General features: G+C 37.4%; 21 protein-coding genes and 1 pseudogene. 13 read left to right on the forward strand and 9 right to left on the reverse strand.

All coding sequences use genetic code 11. The features are described 5' to 3' along the window. Nucleotide 1: 1 nt before the first annotated feature. From GWI97_RS04385 to rnm, 4 genes are all read right to left on the reverse strand, one after another. Nucleotides 2-952, reverse strand: a complete 951-nt coding sequence (locus GWI97_RS04385) for a hypothetical protein (RefSeq protein ID WP_036937109.1) — start codon at nucleotides 950-952, stop codon at nucleotides 2-4. 182 nt (nucleotides 953-1,134) lie between these two features. Next, nucleotides 1,135-2,058 (reverse strand): 23S rRNA pseudouridine(2605) synthase RluB, encoded by a 924-nt coding sequence (rluB, locus tag GWI97_RS04390; protein WP_036937111.1) that lies wholly within the window; start codon nucleotides 2,056-2,058, stop codon nucleotides 1,135-1,137. A gap of 405 nt (nucleotides 2,059-2,463) precedes the next feature. After that, the gene (locus GWI97_RS04395) at nucleotides 2,464-3,084 is read right to left on the reverse strand and encodes an L-threonylcarbamoyladenylate synthase (protein WP_036937114.1); all 621 of its coding nucleotides are present in this window, start codon (nucleotides 3,082-3,084) and stop codon (nucleotides 2,464-2,466) included. Nucleotides 3,085-3,108: 24 nt separating this feature from the next. Further along, nucleotides 3,109-3,969: an RNase RNM gene (gene rnm / locus GWI97_RS04400; RefSeq protein ID WP_036937117.1), complete on the reverse strand. Its 861-nt coding sequence runs from the start codon at nucleotides 3,967-3,969 to the stop codon at nucleotides 3,109-3,111. 308 nt (nucleotides 3,970-4,277) lie between these two features. Here rnm and GWI97_RS04405 point away from each other — a divergent pair, with 308 nt between their 5' ends. The 7 genes from GWI97_RS04405 to GWI97_RS04435 all read left to right on the forward strand — a co-directional run bounded on the left by GWI97_RS04405 (nucleotide 4,278) and on the right by GWI97_RS04435 (nucleotide 11,432). After that, entirely contained in the window at nucleotides 4,278-5,855 is a 1,578-nt protein-coding gene (locus GWI97_RS04405; protein WP_087802496.1) for an anthranilate synthase component 1, read from the forward strand. Continuing rightward, nucleotides 5,855-6,448: a glutamine amidotransferase-related protein gene (locus GWI97_RS04410; RefSeq protein WP_036937122.1), complete on the forward strand. Its 594-nt coding sequence runs from the start codon at nucleotides 5,855-5,857 to the stop codon at nucleotides 6,446-6,448. The genes GWI97_RS04405 and GWI97_RS04410 overlap by 1 nt, the downstream gene beginning before the upstream one ends. Before the next feature lies 1 nt (nucleotide 6,449). Continuing rightward, entirely contained in the window at nucleotides 6,450-7,448 is a 999-nt protein-coding gene (trpD, locus tag GWI97_RS04415; protein ID WP_036937124.1) for an anthranilate phosphoribosyltransferase, read from the forward strand. Nucleotides 7,449-7,452: 4 nt separating this feature from the next. Then, nucleotides 7,453-8,808 carry a bifunctional indole-3-glycerol-phosphate synthase TrpC/phosphoribosylanthranilate isomerase TrpF gene (trpCF, locus tag GWI97_RS04420; protein WP_087802499.1) on the forward strand — a complete coding sequence of 452 codons (1,356 nt, stop codon included), beginning with the start codon at nucleotides 7,453-7,455 and terminating at the stop codon, nucleotides 8,806-8,808. A gap of 39 nt (nucleotides 8,809-8,847) precedes the next feature. Beyond that, nucleotides 8,848-10,038, forward strand: coding sequence for a tryptophan synthase subunit beta (gene trpB, locus GWI97_RS04425; protein ID WP_036937130.1), 1,191 nt, complete (start codon nucleotides 8,848-8,850; stop codon nucleotides 10,036-10,038). Beyond that, nucleotides 10,038-10,844: a tryptophan synthase subunit alpha gene (gene trpA, locus GWI97_RS04430; protein ID WP_036937132.1), complete on the forward strand. Its 807-nt coding sequence runs from the start codon at nucleotides 10,038-10,040 to the stop codon at nucleotides 10,842-10,844. The genes trpB and trpA overlap by 1 nt, the downstream gene beginning before the upstream one ends. 273 nt (nucleotides 10,845-11,117) lie before the next feature. After that, complete coding sequence (locus GWI97_RS04435; protein WP_036937135.1) at nucleotides 11,118-11,432, forward strand: BON domain-containing protein; 315 nt, start codon at nucleotides 11,118-11,120, stop codon at nucleotides 11,430-11,432. Nucleotides 11,433-12,105: 673 nt separating this feature from the next. Here GWI97_RS04435 and ompW read toward each other — a convergent pair. Next, a complete protein-coding gene (ompW, locus tag GWI97_RS04440; RefSeq protein ID WP_036937138.1) occupies nucleotides 12,106-12,753 on the reverse strand; it encodes an outer membrane protein OmpW in 648 nt (215 codons plus the stop codon). Between the two features lie 433 nt (nucleotides 12,754-13,186). Here ompW and GWI97_RS04445 point away from each other — a divergent pair, with 433 nt between their 5' ends. Continuing rightward, complete coding sequence (locus GWI97_RS04445) at nucleotides 13,187-13,957, forward strand: YciC family protein (RefSeq protein ID WP_161751853.1); 771 nt, start codon at nucleotides 13,187-13,189, stop codon at nucleotides 13,955-13,957. 97 nt (nucleotides 13,958-14,054) lie between these two features. Here GWI97_RS04445 and GWI97_RS04450 read toward each other — a convergent pair whose 3' ends face one another. After that, nucleotides 14,055-15,869 carry a SulP family inorganic anion transporter gene (locus GWI97_RS04450; RefSeq protein WP_036937142.1) on the reverse strand — a complete coding sequence of 605 codons (1,815 nt, stop codon included), beginning with the start codon at nucleotides 15,867-15,869 and terminating at the stop codon, nucleotides 14,055-14,057. Nucleotides 15,870-16,178: 309 nt separating this feature from the next. Between GWI97_RS04450 and GWI97_RS04455 the strand changes: the two are divergent. Both GWI97_RS04455 and yciA read left to right on the forward strand, forming a co-directional pair. Continuing rightward, nucleotides 16,179-16,733, forward strand: a pseudogene (locus tag GWI97_RS04455) (septation protein A); the annotation flags it as partial. 336 nt (nucleotides 16,734-17,069) lie between these two features. After that, complete coding sequence (gene yciA / locus GWI97_RS04460) at nucleotides 17,070-17,501, forward strand: acyl-CoA thioester hydrolase YciA (RefSeq protein ID WP_006536988.1); 432 nt, start codon at nucleotides 17,070-17,072, stop codon at nucleotides 17,499-17,501. 137 nt (nucleotides 17,502-17,638) lie between these two features. On the opposite strand, the gene tonB is transcribed toward yciA, so the two are convergent. Together tonB and GWI97_RS04470 are read right to left on the reverse strand one after the other, a co-directional pair. Beyond that, nucleotides 17,639-18,352, reverse strand: a complete 714-nt coding sequence (gene tonB, locus GWI97_RS04465; RefSeq protein WP_161751854.1) for a TonB system transport protein TonB — start codon at nucleotides 18,350-18,352, stop codon at nucleotides 17,639-17,641. A gap of 113 nt (nucleotides 18,353-18,465) precedes the next feature. Continuing rightward, nucleotides 18,466-18,648, reverse strand: a complete 183-nt coding sequence (locus tag GWI97_RS04470; RefSeq protein ID WP_072024206.1) for a YciY family protein — start codon at nucleotides 18,646-18,648, stop codon at nucleotides 18,466-18,468. Between the two features lie 295 nt (nucleotides 18,649-18,943). Between GWI97_RS04470 and cls the strand changes: the two genes are divergently transcribed. The 3 genes from cls to GWI97_RS04485 all read left to right on the forward strand — a co-directional run bounded on the left by cls (nucleotide 18,944) and on the right by GWI97_RS04485 (nucleotide 21,119). Continuing rightward, entirely contained in the window at nucleotides 18,944-20,404 is a 1,461-nt protein-coding gene (gene cls / locus GWI97_RS04475) for a cardiolipin synthase (RefSeq protein WP_036937150.1), read from the forward strand. Nucleotides 20,405-20,483: 79 nt separating this feature from the next. Beyond that, the gene (locus GWI97_RS04480; RefSeq protein WP_373364689.1) at nucleotides 20,484-20,813 is read left to right on the forward strand and encodes an HI1450 family dsDNA-mimic protein; all 330 of its coding nucleotides are present in this window, start codon (nucleotides 20,484-20,486) and stop codon (nucleotides 20,811-20,813) included. A gap of 90 nt (nucleotides 20,814-20,903) precedes the next feature. Further along, nucleotides 20,904-21,119: a hypothetical protein gene (locus tag GWI97_RS04485; protein WP_161751855.1), complete on the forward strand. Its 216-nt coding sequence runs from the start codon at nucleotides 20,904-20,906 to the stop codon at nucleotides 21,117-21,119. A 77-nt stretch (nucleotides 21,120-21,196) separates the two neighbouring features. On the opposite strand, the gene GWI97_RS04490 is transcribed toward GWI97_RS04485, so the two are convergent. After that, on the reverse strand, nucleotides 21,197-21,478 hold the full coding sequence (locus tag GWI97_RS04490) for a hypothetical protein (RefSeq protein WP_087802502.1): 282 nt from the start codon (nucleotides 21,476-21,478) through the stop codon (nucleotides 21,197-21,199). Nucleotides 21,479-21,488: the final 10 nt, after the last annotated feature.

Raw genomic sequence — 21,488 nt, forward strand, 5'->3', positions numbered from 1 at the left:
ATTAAATGAGAATGGGCTCACCTAAAATACCTGCGCCAAATAGGCGCCCATTCGTTTTCATGAACTCTAAATAAGCTTCTCTATCAACAAAAATATTATTCTGTAGTTGTTGATTATAAATAATCGCCATTTTGATTACATGTTTATGATATTCATCATAAAATACTTGCTTTTCTTCCGGATCCCTTGATGCTAAATATTGCTCCATTATTTTATAAATACTCTTTGCTTCCCCTGTTAATTTTTCATTACAAAATTTGAAATTATATTCTAACGGGAGCAAACTATCCGTTCTGGTATTATTTTCGTCTATCCAACTAAAATTATCTTTTGTTGAATATTGAGTTAATAAATCACGCTCAGAATAAAAATTAATACCATAAGGATATTTAGCTATATATTGATGAAAATCATCTTTTGAAAAACATTTAGTCAATACATTTACCTTTTCGTTTCCTTCCCAATCAGGCAAGTAAGTAGGTATTGATTCATCTATTGGGATATCACAATTGAATATATTGTTATCAATAAAAAGAGAGTCAGAACTAGCAATCGCACCTCTTACAAGCATACCGTTAACCCATATTGCACGCTCTTCTATACGAATACTTTCCAATAATCGACTCTCTTGCTTAAATACCGTTGTAAAACTATAGTATATGTCTCTGTCAGGGTTAATAATCCCACCTCGGTTCCCTGGATAGATCATAAAGACACTTTTCTTTCCCTGACTATCAACCAACACATGCATTCCATCATTAAGCTTAATTTTTTTAACTTCACCTTTTTCCATTACAAAATGAGTATTATCAATTGTGAATTTTAAAAGTTCTAATTGATTATTGTTGATGTAGAAAACACCATTTTGTTTTTCTCTTATTGCAGGATTATCACACCCGGTTACTAAAGAGATTGTATATAGCACAGTTATCAAATAAAAATAACGATACATATTATTTTGAATACCTTATCGTTAAATATAAAATTATTAACAAATACGTTCTAATAGAATAATTATCATAAATAGATTTATAATAAAAAGAAAGTAGTCAAAAAAAAAGCGCCCTACTTTAATAGGGCACTTCTTTTTTAAAATGATATTTTAATTTAAAATAATAAATAATTATTCGAAACTTATTTATTATTTCCTGCCGATTGACGACGACTAGACGCTCTTTTTGCAGGTGACGTAGACGTACGTGCCGATATTTTAGTATGACGCTTAACCGCACGACGAATTTGATTTGCTTTAATTCGGCGTTGATCTTTTTCTACAGCAACTTTTGTCACTGTTTCGTCATTTAATTCGACAAGTTGACGCAAGTAATTAATTTGCTCTAATCCAAGTTCAACCCAACCACCACGTGGCAAACCTTTAGGTAAATCAATATCACCATAACGAACACGAATAAGACGGCTTACTTGAACACCAACGGCTTCCCACATACGACGAACTTCACGGTTACGACCTTCTGTCAGTGAAACGTTGTACCATTGGTTAATTCCTTCACCGCCACGATAAGAAACAGAGCGAAATGATGCAGGACCATCTTCCAATTGTACGCCACGAGTTAACTGACGAATTTTAGCATCATCAATTTCACCAAAAACACGTACCGCATATTCACGCTCAACTTCACGACTTGGGTGCATTAAGCGGTTAGCTAATTCACCATCTGTCGTAAATAGCAATAATCCGCTGGTATTCACATCAAGACGTCCTACAGCGATCCAGCGAGCACTATTAAGACGAGGAAGGCGTTGGAAAACGGTAGGACGGCCTTGTGGATCACTACGAGTACACAGTTCACCTTCAGGTTTATAATACGCCAACACTCGACAAACATCTTTTTGGGCTTCGCGAATATTTAAAATACGGCCATCTAAGCGGATTTTTGCTGTTGTGGTGACATCAATACGATCACCTAATTTTGCTTTTGTACCATCAATGCTAATACGTCCTTCTTGAAGGTAACCTTCAATCTCACGACGAGAGCCGTGACCAGAACGAGCAAGGATTTTTTGTAATTTTTCAGTGCGTTGCGATTTATCGCTCATGAAACAACCTCATGTGTCGCCTTCACAGGCGTCATAAAAATAGAATTAATTTTTAAAAATCAATTAAGTAAAAAATAACCCATGTTTATTAAATTCACTAATAAACACAGGTTTATTGATTCAATAACGAACAATGTTGATGATTGTTCACCTCAACATTGTGATAAATAGTCTCGACAAAATAGTAATAACGGTTTTACTGCTTTTTCTCGTTATGTAATATTAACGCCTCAATGAGAACGCTTATTGACATGACTGATTAAAAAACAAACACCGTGATTTTTATCGCAATGTATAAATTTAACACAAGCGATAAATCCCTTCACCTGTTATCTCTTTAGCTCACAATAAATTTCTTCACTATATGTCTATCGAATCGATATTAAGTTTAATCGGCCAAATCATTTACTGAAATGGAGTAATATCTCCAGTGCCTTCTCGCACTATCACCGGGCTATCATCCGTTAAGTCAATCACCGTTGTGGGTTTTTGCCCTAAATAGCCACCATGGATCACTAAATCGACCTGTTTGCTTAATAAATCATTTATCTCTTCAGGATCAGACTCTGCGAAATCATTACCTGGTAAAATCAGGCTTGTTGACATCAATGGCTCACCAATATTTTCTAACAATGCTAATGCAATAGGGTTAGAAGGAACACGTAGGCCAATCGTTTTGCGTTTATCATTCATCAAACGCTTTGGTACATCTTTAGTCGCTTTTAAGATAAACGTGTAATTACCAGGAGTGTTATTTTTAATTAAACGAAATACCACATTATCAACATAAGCGTAATTAGCGATTTCAGACAAATCACGACACATTAGTGTGAAATTATGGTTTTTATCTAATTGGCGAATACGACAAATTCGCGTCATTGCATCTTTATTTTCTAAACAACAGCCTATAGCATAGCCAGAATCTGTTGGATAAATCACCACGCCGCCTTTGCGTAAAATATCAGCACTTTGTTCAATTAAACGAGCCTGCGGATTATCTGGGTGAATATAAAAAAGTTGGCTCATACATCCCTCAACGAATTTCTGATGTTACTCCTGCCATAGCGACCAAACTGGTTCAACGCCACCGGGTAACCATAAATTACGTCCCAACTCTATCCACGAGCAAGGACGATGAAAATCAGAACCTAACGAAGCCTTTAACTCATAACATTGGGCTAATGCTGCGTGTTGTTCCCGTTCTTGTGGTGGTTGTTGGCATTGTGCCACTTCGATTGCATCACCACCTTGTTGTTTAAAATAAAGTGTTAATCGTTTTAACCATTTAGAGGATAGACCATATCGACCTGGATGGGCTAATACTGCAACACCACCAGCGGCATGAATTGCTGTGACAGCGTCACCTATTGAGCACCACTGTGGAGGTACATAGCCTGTTTTTCCTTTCGCTAAATAGCGTTTAAAAACTTTATTAACTGAAGCAACATGCCCATCATTCACTAAAAAGCGGGCAAAATGCCCTCTAGTTACTTGCCCACCATGCGCTAGCGCTTTAGCGCCTTCAAAAGCATTGGCGATACCTGCTTTTTCTAATCGCTCACCTATCATTATCGCACGTGTTTCACGACATTGACTTTGTGATGAAAGGAGCAACTTCATCGCGTTATGGTCGATATCTATATTTAATCCAACGATGTGGATTTCTATATTCTCCCACAAAGTCGATATTTCGACACCTGATATCAGAGTAAGTGGCAGATTTTTTTCTGCTATATATTGATTAGCAGGCGCAATCGCCGCTGTTGTATCGTGATCGGTAATGGCTAAAACATTAATTTGACGCTCTATCGCTCTATCAATCAATTCTTCTGGTGAAAGCTCGCCATCTGACGCGGTAGTGTGGCTGTGTAAATCATAAATCACTCTTAAATCAGATAGCCCTTCAGTCATCGCTTCTCCCATTTCATCTTAACAAGATAATAATTTTTAAAGAGTATGCCATAAAGTACTTGACGAACCTAACTCAATCCAGTTTACTAGTACGCAACACGAGCTAGTTCACTTTCTATTTATCTGTCGTTAGCTGTAAGGAGATCTTATGAATATCAATCAACATCTTATCGCTCTTTGGTGGCGTAATACTCTTTTATGGGCGGTTTGATCTCCGGCTTAACGTCAGTGATATCTAAAACCCGCCTACGCGGGTTTTTTTATGCTTTAAAAACAGTCAATAAAGAAAATAATATAGAGCGATAACAATGAATACATCACTTGCATTCTCATTTAATACCAAGGCAACGCCACTGCCTTATCACAGCGAACCCGCTTTGCTTTTCAATACATTATGTGAAAATCAACATTACACATTATTATTAGAATCCGCACAAATCGACACTAAAACAAACTTAAAAAGTTTGTTGATTGTTGATAGTGCATTACGTATTAGTGCAATAAAAAATCAAGTTACTATTGATGCATTAAGCGTCAATGGGCAAGCGTTATTACCTGCATTAAAAATCGCATTAAAAGAAAAAGCTGATTTAACATTAGAAAGCGATAAACAGTGTGTTTTTACTTTTGCGTCACCTTCACAAGAAATAGATGAAGAAAGCAAATTAAAATCAGCCAGCATATTTGATGCATTACGCTTTTTTCTGGGCGATAAAGAGACGAAAGATGCAAACTTTATCTTTGTAGGTGGCTTATTTGCATATGACTTAGTCTGTGGATTTGAATCTATTCCTGAATTAGAAAGTGATTTTTCTTGCCCTGATTATTGCTTTTATTTAGCCGAACAATTAATTGTGATCGACCATCAAAACAAAGATAGCCAATTAGTTTCCATTTCATTTACTGATAATAAAACCGAGTGTCAACGTCTTGCTTCACGACAATCACAACTGGTAGCGCTAGCTAAACAGCCGTTAAAACACCCTATTCGCCACGCTTTAACAGCAGAAAGATCAACAATACACACCAATATGGACGATAAAGGCTATGGTGATATCGTTGAAGCAATGAAAACCTATATTCGTCGTGGTGATATTTTTCAAGTCGTGCCATCACGTCGCTTTCAAGTTACTTGCCCTTCACCACTTGCCGCATATCAAGTGTTGAAACAGAAAAACCCAAGCCCGTATCTGTTTTATATGCAAGATGCGTTATTTACCGTTTTTGGTGCATCACCAGAAAGCGCACTGAAATATCAAACCAGTGATCGCCAAATTGAAATTTACCCTATTGCGGGAACTCGTCCTAGAGGGCGCAATGCCGATGGTTCAATTAATGCGGATTTAGACAGTCGTATAGAGCTAGAAATGCGTACTGACACCAAAGAACTTTCAGAGCATTTAATGTTAGTTGATTTGGCGCGTAATGATTTAGCGCGTATTTGCCAAGCTGGTAGCCGCTATGTTGCAGAGCTAACAAAAGTTGATCGTTATGCTTTTGTGATGCACTTAGTATCTAGAGTGGTTGGAAAATTACGTGATGATTTAGATATTTTCCATGCTTACCAAGCATGTATGAATATGGGAACACTATCTGGCGCCCCTAAAGTCAGTGCTATGCAATTAATTGCTCGTTACGAAAAAACGAAACGTGGTAGCTATGGTGGAGCCATTGGTTATTTTACGGGTGCCGGTGATTTTGATACTTGCATAGTTATTCGCTCTGCCTATGTTGAAAATAATATTGCAACTATTCAAGTTGGTGCTGGAATTGTGCTCGATTCAGATCCAAAAATGGAAGCGGAAGAGACGCGCAATAAATCACAAGCCGTTATCAATGCCATTTTACAAGCTCACACAGAAATACCCACCCAGGAGGCTTGCTAATGGCAACTATCTTACTTCTCGATAATATCGACTCTTTTACATACAACCTTGTCGATCAACTGCGTAGCCTTGGTAATACAGTCGTCATATATCGCAATAATGTAACGGCCGATTTTATTGAACAAAAATTACATGAACTAAATAACCCTATTTTACTGTTATCGCCAGGGCCAGGAGCACCTTCACAAGCGGGCTGTATGCCTGAACTGTTGAAGCGTGTACTAGGTACATTACCTGTTGTTGGCATCTGTTTAGGCCATCAAGCCATCATTGAAGCTTATGGTGGCAAAGTTTCTTCATGTGGAGAGATCTTACACGGTAAAGCGACATTAGCTTTACATGATAACAGTGAGATGTTTATTAATTTACCCAATCCTTTACCTGTTGCTCGTTATCATTCGCTTTCAGGAGAACACGTTCCAGAACAACTTATTATCAATGCGTGGTGCGATAACACTGTTATGGCGGTACGCCACCGTCAACATAAAACCTGTGGTTTTCAATTTCACCCAGAATCAATTTTAACCACAAAAGGCGCACAACTTTTAGAACAAACAATCGCATGGGCATTAACTCCTAAAGGAGACGCATAAAATGGAAACTATCTTCAACAAATTATTTAGTGCGCAACAGTTAACATTAGAAGAAAGTCAAACACTGTTTAACGCTATTATTCGCGGTGAGTTAACGGAATCACAATTAGCCGCTGTATTAATTAGTATGAAAATGCGTGGTGAACACCCACAAGAAATCGCCGGTGCCGTACGTGCATTACTTGAAAATGCACTGCCATTTCCTCGCCCTGATTACACTTTTTGCGATATTGTTGGTACAGGAGGTGACGGCGCGAACAGCATCAACATCTCAACCGCTAGTGCATTCGTGGCAGCAGAAATAGGTATTAAAGTTGCCAAACACGGTAATCGTAGCGTATCTAGTCGCTCAGGCTCATCCGACTTACTCGCTGCTTTTGGCATTCCATTAGATAGAAGTGCAGATGATGCGCGTCAATTATTAGATGAAGTGGGACTTTGCTTTTTATTTGCACCGCAGTATCACAGTGGTTTTCGTTTTGCAGCCCCTGTGCGCCAACAACTAAAAACACGCACCTTATTTAACGTATTAGGTCCCTTGATTAATCCAGCTCGCCCACCATTAGCATTAATTGGTGTTTATAGCCCTGAATTATTAATGCCTATTGCAGACACGCTAAAAGTATTGGGTTATGAACGCGCCGCCGTGGTACATAGTGGCGGTATGGATGAAGTGTCGTTACATGCACCGACTCAAGTCGCTGAATTACGTCATGGTGAAATTACACGTTATGAACTCACACCAAGTGATTTTGGTCTTCGTCCTTGTTCAATGAACGATTTGGAAGGTGGTACACCTGAAGTTAACCGCCAATTATTGGCAAATTTACTGCAAGGTGAAGGAAAAAGAGCACATACCGAATCTGTCGCAGCTAATGTCGCTTTATTAATGCGTTTACATGGGCAAGAAGATTTAAAAATGAACACTGAAGTTGCTATGCAAACCATTTATAGCGGTAAAGCAATAAACCGCGTAACTGCATTAGCAACAAGAGGATAAAAACATGACTGTATTAAACGCCATTGTAAAAGATAAAGCAGAATATCTGATTGCACGTAAAGCAAGCCAACCATTATCAGAATTTGTGCATCAAATAGTGCCATCAACACGCTCGTTTTATCAGGCATTAACTCAGCCTAATACTGTTTTTATTTTAGAGTGTAAAAAAGCATCGCCCTCAAAAGGATTAATTCGTGCTGATTTTGATCCCGCTACAATTGCAAAAATTTATCAGCCTTATGCTGCGGCAATTTCGGTATTAACGGATGAAAAGTATTTTCAAGGGAACTTTGATTATTTACGTCAAGTCAGCCAAGCCGTGCATCAGCCCGTTTTGTGCAAAGATTTTATTATTGATGAATACCAAATCTATTTAGCACGTTTTTATCAAGCAGATGCCATCTTATTAATGCTGTCTGTCTTAGATGATGAACAATATCGTGCGCTATCAGCGGTTGCTCATCAATTAAATATGGGTGTATTGACCGAAGTCAGCACAGAAGAAGAGCGTCAACGAGCAATTAAGCTTAATGCCAAAGTTATTGGTATTAATAATCGCGACTTGCGTGATCTCTCTATTGATTTAGCGCGTACTCCGCAATTAAGCCAAGGATTACCTGAAGATGCAATCGTGATCAGCGAGTCTGGTATTCATACCCACCAGCAAGTCCAAGAGTTAAGCCAATATGCTAATGGTTTTCTGGTAGGCAGTGCCTTAATGTCACAAGAGAATATTGACCAAGCGGTAAGAGCACTTGTTTTGGGAAAGCATAAAGTGTGCGGGTTAACTCGTACACAAGATGTAAAAGCAGCTTATCAAGCCGGTGCTTATTATGCAGGACTGATTTTCGCAGAAAAATCCCCACGCAAAGTGACACTGTCACAAGCTCAAGAGTTGATAACACAAGCCCCCTTAGCATTTGTAGGTGTTTTTCAAAACCAGCCCATTGCACTTATTTGTGACTATGCTGAAAAACTCAAGTTATCTGCCATTCAATTACATGGGCAAGAAGATACTCAGTTTATTGAGCAACTTAGACAAAAAATTCAACCTAGCTGTGAGATTTGGCAAGCAATAAACATGGCAATCCACAGTGATATCCCTCCTGTTTTACACGTTAATAAATATGTACTTGATAACGGCACAGGCGGTACAGGAACAACGTTTAATTGGCAAAAAATTCCAAACACAATACGTGAAAAAGCATTACTTGCAGGCGGTCTTAATAGTGAAAACTGTTTGGATGCCGTTAAAACAGGCTGTATCGGGCTTGATTTTAACTCTGGAGTAGAATCAGCTCCTGGCATAAAAGATGCACAACGTCTGAAACAAGTATTTGCACAATTACAGCTAAACTAAATTTCATAAAGATAAAATTTTAAACAGGATGACATCACAATGAGAAAACTTAACCCCTACTTTGGCGAATTTGGTGGCCAATATGTACCTGAAATCTTAATTCCTGCCTTGGATCAACTCGAACAAGCGTTTATTGATGCACAAAACGATCCGTCATTTCAGCAAGAATTCCAAGATTTATTAAAAAATTATGCAGGTAGGCCAACAGCATTAACCCTTTGCCGTAATTTAACAGAAGGCACGCGAACTCGTTTATATCTAAAACGTGAAGATTTACTGCATGGTGGCGCTCATAAAACTAACCAAGTATTAGGTCAAGCACTACTGGCAAAACGTATGGGAAAAACCGAAATAATTGCAGAAACGGGTGCTGGTCAACATGGTGTTGCAACTGCTTTGGCCTGCGCACTACTTAATATGAAATGTCGTATCTATATGGGTGCAAAAGACGTTGAACGTCAATCACCTAACGTCTTTCGTATGCGTTTAATGGGGGCTGAAGTTATTCCCGTTCATAGTGGTTCATCTACCCTAAAAGATGCCTGTAATGAAGCATTACGCGACTGGTCTGGTTGTTACGATCGCGCTCACTATTTACTAGGAACAGCCGCAGGCCCACATCCTTATCCAACAATTGTACGTGAATTCCAACGTATGATTGGTGATGAAGCTAAAGCGCAGATCCTAGAGCGTGAAGGCCGTCTACCCGATGCAGCTATTGCCTGTATTGGTGGTGGTTCAAATGCTATCGGATTATTTGCTTCATTTATTCCTGAAACGTCAGTACAGCTAATTGGTGTTGAACCTGCAGGTAAAGGCATTGAAACGGGTGAACATGGTGCACCACTGAAACATGGTAAATTAGGGATCTATTTTGGGATGAAATCCCCTATTATGCAGACTGATGAAGGACAAATCGAAGAGTCATATTCAATTTCAGCAGGCCTTGATTTCCCATCTGTCGGGCCACAACACGCACATTTAAATAGCATTGGTCGTGCTGATTATGTTTCTGTTACCGATGATGAAGCCATTGAAGCCTTTAAAGCACTTTCTCGCCGAGAAGGGATTATTCCAGCATTAGAATCTTCTCATGCTCTAGCTTACGCACTTAAATTAATTGCACAAAATCCTGATAAAGAGCAATTACTGATTGTGAACTTATCAGGCCGTGGCGATAAAGACATTTTTACTGTAAACGATATTTTAGCAGCAAGAGGAGAAATCTAATGAGCCGTTATCAAAACTGCTTTGATGCATTAGCACAAAAACAACAAGGTGCATTTGTTCCCTTTGTCACATTAGGTGATCCTTCTCCTGAGCTGTCACTACAAATTATTGATGCGTTAATTGAAGGTGGTGCAGATGCTTTAGAGATTGGTATTCCTTTTTCCGATCCTCTTGCTGATGGCCCTACTATTCAAGGTGCTAATTTGCGTGCCCTCAATGTTGGTGTAACACCCACCGATTGCTTTGCTCTATTAACCAATGTACGTAAAAAACACCCTAATATTCCTATTGGTCTATTAGTTTATGCCAACCTTGTTTTTAGTAATGGTATTGATAACTTTTATAGTAAATGCCAACAAGCTGGTGTCGATTCTGTCTTAATTGGTGATGTGCCCTTACGTGAATCAAAAGAGTTCCGAGAAGCAGCGCAACGAGCGAATATCGATCCTATCTTTATTTGCCCGCCTAATGCTGATGATGAGCTTTTACAAGAATTAGCCATCTCAGGTAAAGGCTATACCTATTTACTCTCAAGAGCTGGCGTGACAGGGACAGATAAACGTGCTGAACAATCGCTAACACACCTTACAGATAAATTAAAAACCTATAATGCACCACCTGCATTGCAAGGATTTGGTATTTCAGAGCCAAAACAAGTCAAAGAAGCTATTGCAAATGGTGCCACGGGTGCTATTTCAGGATCTGCCGTAGTACAAATTATTGAGAAAAACCTTCATCAACCTGAAATAATGCTTAAAGCGCTCACTCAATTTGCCAAAGAAATGAAAGTGGCAACAATCGTCTAATGTTCTTATTGGATCCGCTTTAGAAGAATAGTTTGCTATTTTTCTAAGCGGATTTCTCTTAATTCATCATTTATTGACTCACGCTTTTGAAAGCCTACTTTGGGGCTTAGTCCGCATGAAATGGCACAATTTCTTTTTTTTCACAAAAAATAACATAATCAATATCTACAAAAATTTGGCAATATTTTATTTTTTGCACATACTTTATAAAGCGCTTTATGTTTTCTTTTCAAAAATACTCAATCAATTATGCAATGTATAAGGAGTTTGATAATGAAACTATGGGCAAAAATCTCCGCTGTCATGGCGGCATTACTGATGGCATTTACGTTGTCTGCATGTTCTCCAACTGCAACATCAGAAGGTACTGGGGGTTATTTTGATGACTCCGTGATCACCACCAAAGTTAAAACAGCACTAATCGGTGAAAAAAACCTTAATTCAACACAAATTAGCGTTGAGACATTTAAAGGTAAAGTTCAACTAAGTGGTTTCGTCTCTTCTCAAGCGGATGCTAATCGTGCCATTGAAACAACACGCAAAGTTACAGGTGTAAAAGGCGTTATCAACTCAATGGTTGTTCGCTGATCCTCTTTTTATTCTAGTCTTCCTTTAGCTTTACTTTTTAGACCACTTCGGTGGTCTTTTTTCGTTTATGAATTTATGTTTATTTGTCTGGGCTATCATAATGCAGATCAAATTTTGTAAAAAACTCAAATCAATTAAAAATAGCCTGTTTTTATCTCATGCTAAAAATAGCTCACAAAAAGAGCAAAACAAAAGAATTACTAATCATTTCACGTTCAAAAAATAATCATCCAGTTATTATCAGTGCGGTATCTTATTCGCCCCTTTTATTTCTCTATTCATTTTATCTATTCATTGATAGATAAAGTACTTTTACTAAAATCAAATATAAAGATGCATTTTAAATATACCTATTAAATGCTCCTTTTTATCAATTAAAATGAGTATTTATTAATAATAAATAAAAATAAATAATTTTCATTTTATTCATAGCTAAACATTAAGATGTATATTAAATGCATCTTAAAAGATATTTAAATATTAAATGTTCCTTTTTAAATACATCTTTCTCTATTTAACACTATTTAAAAATGACTCTTATTTTGAGTATTAATAATAAAATGATATCTTTTGGTAATCTAAAAATGAGCCTTGTCTTATGAATTTAAAACATAAAAAAAGCGAAGATAATCTTCGCTTTTCATTATGAGACATTCTTTTAAAGAAAGAATAATTAGAAACGATAACCCACACCAAACATAAATACAAATGGGTCTAAACGTGTTTTAACATCAAAGTCTTTATTACCAACTTCACTGTTGAATCTTGCTTTTGTTTCGATATTCATCCACCAAACAGACGCATTCAGCATCCAGTTTTTATCGAGGTTATAATCTAAACCTGCCTGTGCTGCAAAGCCCCATGAATCCTTAAGATCAAGTCCATTTAAACCTAAACCATCAACAGCTGGGTTGTTATTGAATTTCTCATCAAAGAACGTAGTAAAGTTAAGGCCTGCGCCTAAATAAGGACGTAGTTTATCTTCACCATTACCAAAGTAATATTGTGCCATTAATGTCGGTGGTAAATGTTTAACTTTTGCAATTTCACCCACACCAGTTAATGAAATTTTATGCTCAAAAGGAGTAGCTGCTAATAATTCAACACCAATATTATCAGTGATCATATACCCAAAGGTTAAACCTAATTGAGTATTATTATTTACTTCAAAATGGTCGCCACCTAATATTGCATCAGAACCTGCATTAGGACGAACAGTTGCAGTACCTGCACGGAATAAGAAATCACCCGCTTGGTGAGCGAAAGAAATAGAAGGCGCAAGAGTTGCAGCCGCTAAAATAAGCGCAGAAAGTTTTTTCATTATTTAACCCATTCCTGTAATAAGTAAAATCTCCGCTAAAAATATAACCATTTATTGGTAATTATGATCTAATACCGATCACAACTTTGGAATTATTTTTGCAGAAAGTGTTATTTCTCTTTTTATTATTTATCAATATAATTATTTATAATTGATCCACATCAAATTACACATTAATACCATTTTTTCTTATAATTATATTTATAGTTACTGCTATTTTTTGAATAAAAAATATCTTTAAAAGGCATATTTAAAAATAAGGTTATTCATATGTTAAAATAATGTTTTATTTAATTTAAATAATGAGAGCACAATGATAATGAGTATCAAGAAATAAGCTTAATAAGCGGTTTGATAGAAAATATCCCTTTTTGCTGTTGTAAAAGGTACAATAGCGCTCATTGACTTAGTCTATTTTCACAGGAGCAGTTTCATGCCTACCACGGCACGCACAATCTACCGAGACAGTCTGAATTTTTATAAGAATGAACGACGTAGTATTGTTACTATTAGCGCTATTCTTGCTATTGTTTTAGCGATCATTCATGCATTAATTGGTCCTAATCCTCAAGAGTACCAATTGATGATCGAATTTGTCGCTAATTTTAAAAATACACAGCTCTCATCTACTTCTCCTGCAGAACTAGAAGCCATGTCGAGCAGTGTCGTCGGCATTGCCAAAAAAGTGTTATTGCTCTACGTCTTTGAAACGCTACAACAAAGCCTCTTAGTGCTCACCTTACTGATGTTCGCTATGGCAATTTCAACAAGACATAATGTCACATTAGGTCAGACATTGAATGCAAGCCTACCTCGTTTACCAAAAATGTTTTTATTGATAGTTCTGTGCTCTATTTTGATTAGTGCAGGCTTTATGGTGATGATTATTCCAGGCATTATTTTGTTAATCGGATTTGCGCTAGCACCGGTTGTTTTAGTACGCCAACAAAATATAGGAAGTGCTATACGCTTAGGTTGGAAAATTGGCTTTAATGAATCTGCGGCACTTATCCCTGCTTTAGGCATTTGGATCTTACTGCAGTTTGGTATTGGTTTTGTGGGTAACCTCACCGTTCAATTACCTAATATTGTCCATAACTTCTTATTCTATCTTTTGAAAAATATGGCTTCAGCGTGGATCATAATTTACCTGTTTCGCTTATTTATGTTAGTCGAAAATAAATACACAAAACAGCAAAGTTAATCTTACTGCTAACATAAAATGAAGTGATAAAAATCCCGTATATAAGCTAGCAACTTATCACGGGATTTTTAGTGTCAGTGAGAAAAATCAATCTTAATCAGCACACTTTAGGAGTATCGCGATTACTGGTTATTTGCAAATTTGAGCTATCCTCATCACTGCTTGCTATCTCTTTCTTTAGAGCCTCTTTTCTTGCTTCCTTTTGCTTCTCTTTAATTTGCTGTCGGCTTTGATACAGCCGGATCACAAAATAGAGATCGGGGGCAATAATCAAATCATCTTCATTGAGCGAAATCTTATTACGTTCAATCCAACGATTTAATTCTGTTCTACGGCCTGCTAAAACCAATTTCACACCTTTTATTCGCAACTCTCGTATTAGCTCATCAATAGCAGCAAACACGCTAACATCGTCATAGGTAAAGCTTACAGCTGCATCTACTGCTAACCATGCTGGGCGTTGAGGTGCGTTATCAACGAGCTGAAGTACCCGTTTTTTAAAATAACCCACATTAAAATAAGTCAGCGGTGAATTAAACCGGTACATCATTAAGCCATCAATAGGCTCAATACCATTATCTTTATTCATTGAGTGAACCATACCCTGTTCATCAACACCCAATAACTGATCGCTTGGACGAAAAACAATACGTAAAAATTGTAACAATCCTAATAAAACGGCAAAGCCGATACCGTTAATTAGCCCTGCCAATAACACAGCTAGTAAGGTAAAAGATGCCAATGTAAATGCTTGTTTATTACGCTTACGATAAGACCAAATGTGGCGGATACTCAGCAAAGACCATGAAGAAACAATCAATACGATGCCTAGTGAAGATAATGGAATATAGGCGAGAAAATCGGTCAAAAATAACAGCACAAGCAAAATCACCAACGCTGCAATAATAGAAACTAACTGCGTTTTACCACCGACAGAATCATTGACTGCGGTACGACTGCTTGCAGCACTCACCGCAAATCCTTGAGACAAAGCAGATGCAATATTAGCAATACCTAACGCTTTTAACTCTTGGTCTGCATCGACATCATAACCGTTCTTACTGGCAAAACTGCGAGCTGTCATCATAAAACTAACGAAGCTAATGACCGCCAAGTTTATCGATGGAACTAACAATTCTCTCAAGACACCTGGATGAAATCCTGTCATGGATACAACCGGTAAAAACAGATCAACATTTCCCGCATCTTTATCTACGATAGCAATACCAAAGCTTGCCAAATCAAATTGCCAACTTAAATACGTCATCACGACCATAGCAATTAAGGGGGCTGGCCATCGGCTACGAAAATAGCGAATGCCTAATAATAGAGCTAATGTTATCGCAGACATTAATACGGTGGGTAAATGCGCATCCATTAATCGAAACGGCACTTCAATTAATTTTTCAATTAGGTGATCGGGAGAGGTATCAAAACCAAATACTTTACTGATTTGCCCAACCATAATGGTGATCGCGACACCATTTAAAAGCCCTTGTAAAATAGGTCGAGACAGAAAATCAGTAAAAGCCCCTAACCGAAAATGGCTGGCTAAAATACACCAAAATCCCGTCATTGCCGTCATAATAATCGCAAGTTGCCATCTCGCATTCTCATCACCCGCTGATAATGGAATAACAACAGCGGCAATAACAGCGCAGGTTGCGGCATCAGGCCCTGTAATTAACTGACGCGATGTCCCAAACAACGCATAAATAATCATCGGAAAAATACAGGCATATAATCCAACAATCGCGTTAATCCCTAATAACTCGGTATAAGCAATTGCAACAGGCAATGCAACAGCAGCAACAGAAAGCCCTGCTTTTAAGTCATAGCCAAAATAATCACGCTTATAATTAAACAATAAGCCTAATCCTGGCATCCATTTTATTATTCTTTTTCCGTTCATTGATTTCCTCTTACCAGAAATACTTTTTTATTTATGCATTCATCAAGAAGTGGCAGGTAATGTTGATGAGTTACTGAATAATATACTAGAGTGATGTTTAAATCCTCTTTCATAACTCAAGCTTTAATTTTAATCCCCTCTAAAGATAATTACGTTGATTTTTCATTGAGTTATTTCAGGGGAAAACTATGATCTTTATATAAATCAGCACTTCATCATTAAAGATATGCAATTGTTTACCCATTTTCTGTCGCTTTGCATTAGAATAGCCTAGTTTATGAATTTAATTACCATAGGTTCCTATTTGTTATGAAAAATGGCTGGCTTAAGCAATTACTTGATTTTGCTCCACTATTAGTGTTTTTTATCTTCTATAAATGGCAAGATATTTTCTATGCTTCAGGCGCATTAATTGTCGCGACGTGGATTTCAGTCGGCTTGACGTGGCTTATTTTCCATAAAGTTGAAAAAGCACCTCTCATTACGGCGATTGTTGTCACTATTTTTGGTTCATTAACCATCTTCTTCCATTCTGCTGATTTCATTAAATGGAAAGTCACCGCTATATATGCCATTTTTGCCGTTGTATTAATTGCTATGCAGTTATTTACACCTAAAACATTAATGGAAAGAATGCTAGGTAAAGAACTTGCCATGCCACCAGCTAACTGGAAAAAAGTTAATATAGCCTGGGTGATTTTCTTTTTTGCGTGTGCCTTAGGTAATATCTACGTGGCATTCTCTTTACCAGAAGAGACTTGGGTTAATTTTAAAGTCTTCGGCTTAACCATTTTGACCTTTATTTTTACTATCGCCAGTGTGGTGTATATTTGGAATAACCGTTTACCCGAGGAACAGAGCGAAGGCGAAGTCACACAAAGTGATGAGCAAAGCCTGTCAGATAATATGACAAACCAAGTTTCTAAATCGACATCACATGATGCTCATTCAAAATCTGAATAATCATTTTTATTTTATTGGGAGATATGTGCTCTAAATAATTTAAGTTGTAGCTATTAGAGTATAGCCTGTAGATACTCTAAATAATTTAAAATGTAGCTAGGCGGCAAGCGAATGAGTCACTAGGAGCATACATAAGTATGTGACTAGTGTGAATGAGTGTAGCCAACAAGGCTACAGCTTGAAGTATGACGAGTAAATATCTCCTTGGTTTCAATATTAACAGATACATTATTCCCCATGACTGAACAACAATCTTTGCCTAATGGTGAACTCGTTTTACGCACCCTTGCCATGCCTGCTGATACTAATGCCAATGGTGATATTTTCGGTGGCTGGTTAATGTCTCAAATGGACATTGGTGGTGCAATTTTAGCAAAAGAAATTGCGTTAGGTCGTGTCGTTACTGTAAGCGTAACGGGCATTACCTTTCTTAAACCTGTTGCTGTTGGCGATGTCGTCTGTTGCTACGCACGTTGCTTAAAAACAGGCAACTCTTCAATTACTGTTAATATTGAAGTCTGGGTTAAAAAAGTTGCCACAGAGCCTGTCGGTCAACGTTATCGCGCAACAGAAGCAGTATTTACCTATGTTGCCGTTGATGAGAACAATTCGGCTCGTCGCTTACCTGAAGGTAAAGCTCACTTCACACTAACAAGTACAATGGAATAACTGCGTATTTCGTTACTACGAATAGCGTAAAAACATTAAAATTTGAAATACTAAAAAAGGCACTTAATAAAGTGCCTTTTGTTTACACGGTATCAAATGCGGATATCGCTTTATTTACCCATTGAATTTTATAAAAATTAGCTTGTTGATATCCCTGTCATTTTGAACTCAATCACAATCACTTTTCCTTTATAAGGAATTTTTTCATAACGCCATTGGCGCATCGCTCTTTTTACATCGCGCTCAAACACGTTTTTAGGATCCGCAGAAATAATTTCTACATTATCGACTCTTCCATCAGCATCAACATCAAAACGAACTTTAATGGAACCTTCCATTCCCACTGCTCGTGCTCGTGGTGGATACTCAGGTAAACCTTGGCGTATTGCATTAGGTACTTTACCTTCACCGCTACTTGCCACTGCAACTGGTTTTTCATCACCTTTATCACTTGGCTTTGCCGTCGGGTTAAGATTTTTGAGATCATTACCTTTATTAACAATTAAAGGTTGTGGTCGCTCAACAGGCGGTTTCGGTTTATCCACAGGTTTTGGCTTAGGTTTCGGTTTTGGTTCCGGTTTTTTCTCTATTGGTTTTTCGATAACAGGTTTCACATCTGGAATAGGCTCAGGCTCTGGTTCGGGCTCGATAACCGGCTCAGGCTCTGGAGGTGTAACTTCTTCAACCACAGGTTCTGGTTCGCCAACAGGCTCATCTGCAGCAAATGCCAACATCTGTATAGAGATAGGCTCAGGTGTAACTGGCTTATCTTCTACAACATATAACATCGCTGCCGCAACAAGTGAGGCATGCAGACAGAGTGATATGAATACCCAAAGCTTCCAACGCATAACTGATCTTATTTCACCTAAAGAAAAAATAATGCCCCTAGTTTAAATGCAAATAGCAATCATATTCAATAACGTTTAGTAAAATGATTGATATAAACTGTTAAAAAATGAAATTATGAGTTCCATTCTATGTGTTGTACAAATAAAAGTGCTCTATGTTTTCTAGAAGTATCCAGCTTACGCAGTTTATAAATTCGGAAATTACGACGAGATTGCCCTTCTAACCATCGACGACGTCTACGTATAGCTTGTCTCATCATTCGCCAACGAGCTACTTCAGTCCTACTGTGTCTCATGTTATCAGCACCTATTTTTTCGAAATAAGTGGACTATTATAAGACGTTCATTTTGTGATCCAAGGGGGGATTTATGGTTTGCTTAGATTTCATCCATTCTTTTAGCTTTTCTCACAAAGAAAAAATAAATAAAGAGTTGTATCTTATTGCTTATCTTTTAATAAAGAGATTTGACAGAGATAATAATCCTGATTTAATAACAACATTCGGCAAATAACAAAAATAATGAACTATTTTTAGTAAATTGCCATTAGCTTATCCATGCTATTCATTTTCAACGGAAAATAGCTCTACTATGACAACATTTTATACTGTATTAAGTTGGCTAACCTTTTTCTTCTATTGGTTATTAATTGCGGGTGTCACATTTCGTGTCCTTATGCACCGACGCCCCGTTACTTCAACCATGACATGGCTACTAATCATCTATATTCTACCGTTAGTTGGGGTCATTGCGTATTTTGCTTTTGGCGAATTACACTTAGGTAAACGACGAGTTGAACATGCAAAGCAAATGTGGCCTTCTGTCGTCGCATGGCTTGAGGACTTAAAAAAGTGTAAGCATATTTTTGCCACAAGTACGAGCGATGTTGCTACACCTCTTTTTCAATTAACCGCTAAGCGCCAAGGTATTAAAGGGGTTAAAGGTAACAAAATTGAGCTTTTAACAACCTGTGAAGATTCACTTAATTCGATTACGCGTGATATTAACAATGCACGCGATAACATAGAAATGGTCTTTTATATTTGGCAATCCGGGGGCTTAGTTGATGAAGTCACTGATGCATTAATCAAAGCCGCTAAGCGTGGCGTAAAATGTAGGATTATGGTTGATTCCGCAGGCAGTTGGAATTTCTTTCGAACTAAAGGCCCTGATGTCATGAGAGCAGCAGGTATTGAGTTTGTCGAATCATTGCATGTTAATTTATTCCGTTTTTTCTTACGTCGCATGGATTTGCGTCAACATCGAAAAATCGTATTAATCGACAACTATATTTCTTACACTGGAAGTATGAATATGGTTGATCCTCGTTATTTCAAGCAAGATTCTGGCGTCGGTCAATGGATTGATATTATGGTAAGAATGGAAGGCCCAGTATCAACCACTTTAGGTATGATTTATGCCTTTGATTGGGAAATGGAAACCGGAGAACGCCACTTACCACCACCGCCTGATGACAACATTATGCCTTGTGAACAAGAAAGTGGTCACACAACACAAGTTATCGCATCAGGCCCAGGATTTCCTGATGAACTTATTCAACAATCCTTAATTACAGCGATTTATTCAGCAAGAAATGAATTAGTGCTTACAACACCTTATTTTGTGCCTAGCGACGATCTTGCACATGCAATCTCAACCGCAGCAATGCGTGGTGTTGAGGTAAGTATTATTGTACCTCGTAGTAATGACTCTTTTCTTGTACGTTGGGCAAGTCGTGCATTTTTTACAGAAATGCTCGAAGCCGGTGTGAAAGTCTTCCAGTTTGAAGATGGCTTATTACATACCAAAAGCGTCATGGTTGATGGGCAACTTAGTATGGTCGGTTCAGTAAATCTTGATATGCGCAGTTTGTGGTTAAATTTTGAAATTACCGTTGTTATTGATGATGAAGGGTTTGGAAGTGATTTAAGCATTGTTCAATATGATTATATTGCTCGCTCTACAGAATTAACATTAGACGAATGGGAGAAACGTCCATTCTTAAATCGAGTGTTAGAGCGCATCTGCTATTTCTTTAGCCCTCTGTTATAATAAAAAGGGTAACAATATAATTTGCTAAATAAGCAAAAATATCATACAAACAACGCGATAATATTGAAATAATACAGGCATTACCATGAATGAACCAACCTTAATTAGTGAAGATGAAGCACTAGAACAAGCTTACGATTTATTTTTAGCTCAAGCAGCCGATAATTTGGATGTTGCAGATCAATTACTGTTTAACTTGCAATTTGAAGAAAGAGGCGCTGCTGAAGTGGTTCCATTAGGTAATGATTGGCAGTTTATTGTCGGCCTTCCTGTTACACCAGCTCGCTTTAGTGAAGTAATTATTGGCCTTGCACCTGATGATGATGCTGATATTGATGATATTTTTGGTCGTGTCCTAATTAGTCGCGATCCATTACAGCCTATGTTCCATATTATTTGGAAATCTTGACATCCGCCCTGTTCTAAAGAACGCGGTTTTACTACGCACCTGATAATTGCTTTTATCTTCACCCGCTTATATTTTAGTGGGTGATTTTTTATGTCAGAGAGAAATAAAATGAGTGAGAGTCAATTTATTATTGATACTATTTTTTCCTTAGCTTTCTTTGGGACATTTTATTGGTATATCTGCATAGCAGTTATTATCGTCATGCTCTATGCTGCAATGAAAACACAAAAAATATTATTTCGTCTATTGTTTATACTCATTGCTTTAGTTTTTGCTTATTTACCCTTTATGCAATATCTTTGGTAATAATGATATAGAAAATGAAAAGTACGATATAAGTAATTAGCACTTTTCTCCCTACTTTTATCTTTGATATAGGTAATTTACTCAAAGCATTTAGATGAATGAGCAATAGTTAAAAACATTGTACCTTCTCTTGTCAGCGTACTATCTTGTATTATTGGTGGTGATTGGACCATTCTATCAATATCTGTTGAAGAAAATTTATCACGTGCTTCATTATAAAAACACAGACACTGCTCGTTTGTTACTGTACTATAAATATTCAATGTATCCATGCAATACGCAATAACCCTATTTTCTTGTGATTCAGAGCAAGCCGATAGGAAAAATAAAGATAAAATGACCACTAAATTTTTTTTCATAATAATTCCG

The sequence above is a fragment of the Proteus sp. G2300 genome, assembly GCF_009915965.1.
Lineage (GTDB): Bacteria > Pseudomonadota > Gammaproteobacteria > Enterobacterales > Enterobacteriaceae > Proteus > Proteus vulgaris.

Excerpts from the sequence above, each read along its gene's own strand:
- GWI97_RS04385 (WP_036937109.1), bottom strand. The coding sequence starts at position 952 with ATGTATCGTTATTTTTATTTGATAACTGTGCTATATACAATCTCTTTA.
- rluB (WP_036937111.1), bottom strand. The coding sequence starts at position 2,058 with ATGAGCGATAAATCGCAACGCACTGAAAAATTACAAAAAATCCTTGCT.
- GWI97_RS04395 (WP_036937114.1), bottom strand. The coding sequence starts at position 3,084 with ATGAGCCAACTTTTTTATATTCACCCAGATAATCCGCAGGCTCGTTTA.
- rnm (WP_036937117.1), bottom strand. The coding sequence starts at position 3,969 with ATGACTGAAGGGCTATCTGATTTAAGAGTGATTTATGATTTACACAGC.
- GWI97_RS04405 (WP_087802496.1), top strand. The coding sequence starts at position 4,278 with ATGAATACATCACTTGCATTCTCATTTAATACCAAGGCAACGCCACTG.
- GWI97_RS04410 (WP_036937122.1), top strand. The coding sequence starts at position 5,855 with ATGGCAACTATCTTACTTCTCGATAATATCGACTCTTTTACATACAAC.
- trpD (WP_036937124.1), top strand. The coding sequence starts at position 6,450 with ATGGAAACTATCTTCAACAAATTATTTAGTGCGCAACAGTTAACATTA.
- trpCF (WP_087802499.1), top strand. The coding sequence starts at position 7,453 with ATGACTGTATTAAACGCCATTGTAAAAGATAAAGCAGAATATCTGATT.
- trpB (WP_036937130.1), top strand. The coding sequence starts at position 8,848 with ATGAGAAAACTTAACCCCTACTTTGGCGAATTTGGTGGCCAATATGTA.
- trpA (WP_036937132.1), top strand. The coding sequence starts at position 10,038 with ATGAGCCGTTATCAAAACTGCTTTGATGCATTAGCACAAAAACAACAA.
- GWI97_RS04435 (WP_036937135.1), top strand. The coding sequence starts at position 11,118 with ATGAAACTATGGGCAAAAATCTCCGCTGTCATGGCGGCATTACTGATG.
- ompW (WP_036937138.1), bottom strand. The coding sequence starts at position 12,753 with ATGAAAAAACTTTCTGCGCTTATTTTAGCGGCTGCAACTCTTGCGCCT.
- GWI97_RS04445 (WP_161751853.1), top strand. The coding sequence starts at position 13,187 with ATGCCTACCACGGCACGCACAATCTACCGAGACAGTCTGAATTTTTAT.
- GWI97_RS04450 (WP_036937142.1), bottom strand. The coding sequence starts at position 15,869 with ATGAACGGAAAAAGAATAATAAAATGGATGCCAGGATTAGGCTTATTG.
- yciA (WP_006536988.1), top strand. The coding sequence starts at position 17,070 with ATGACTGAACAACAATCTTTGCCTAATGGTGAACTCGTTTTACGCACC.
- tonB (WP_161751854.1), bottom strand. The coding sequence starts at position 18,352 with ATGCGTTGGAAGCTTTGGGTATTCATATCACTCTGTCTGCATGCCTCA.
- GWI97_RS04470 (WP_072024206.1), bottom strand. The coding sequence starts at position 18,648 with ATGAGACACAGTAGGACTGAAGTAGCTCGTTGGCGAATGATGAGACAA.
- cls (WP_036937150.1), top strand. The coding sequence starts at position 18,944 with ATGACAACATTTTATACTGTATTAAGTTGGCTAACCTTTTTCTTCTAT.
- GWI97_RS04485 (WP_161751855.1), top strand. The coding sequence starts at position 20,904 with ATGTCAGAGAGAAATAAAATGAGTGAGAGTCAATTTATTATTGATACT.
- GWI97_RS04490 (WP_087802502.1), bottom strand. The coding sequence starts at position 21,478 with ATGAAAAAAAATTTAGTGGTCATTTTATCTTTATTTTTCCTATCGGCT.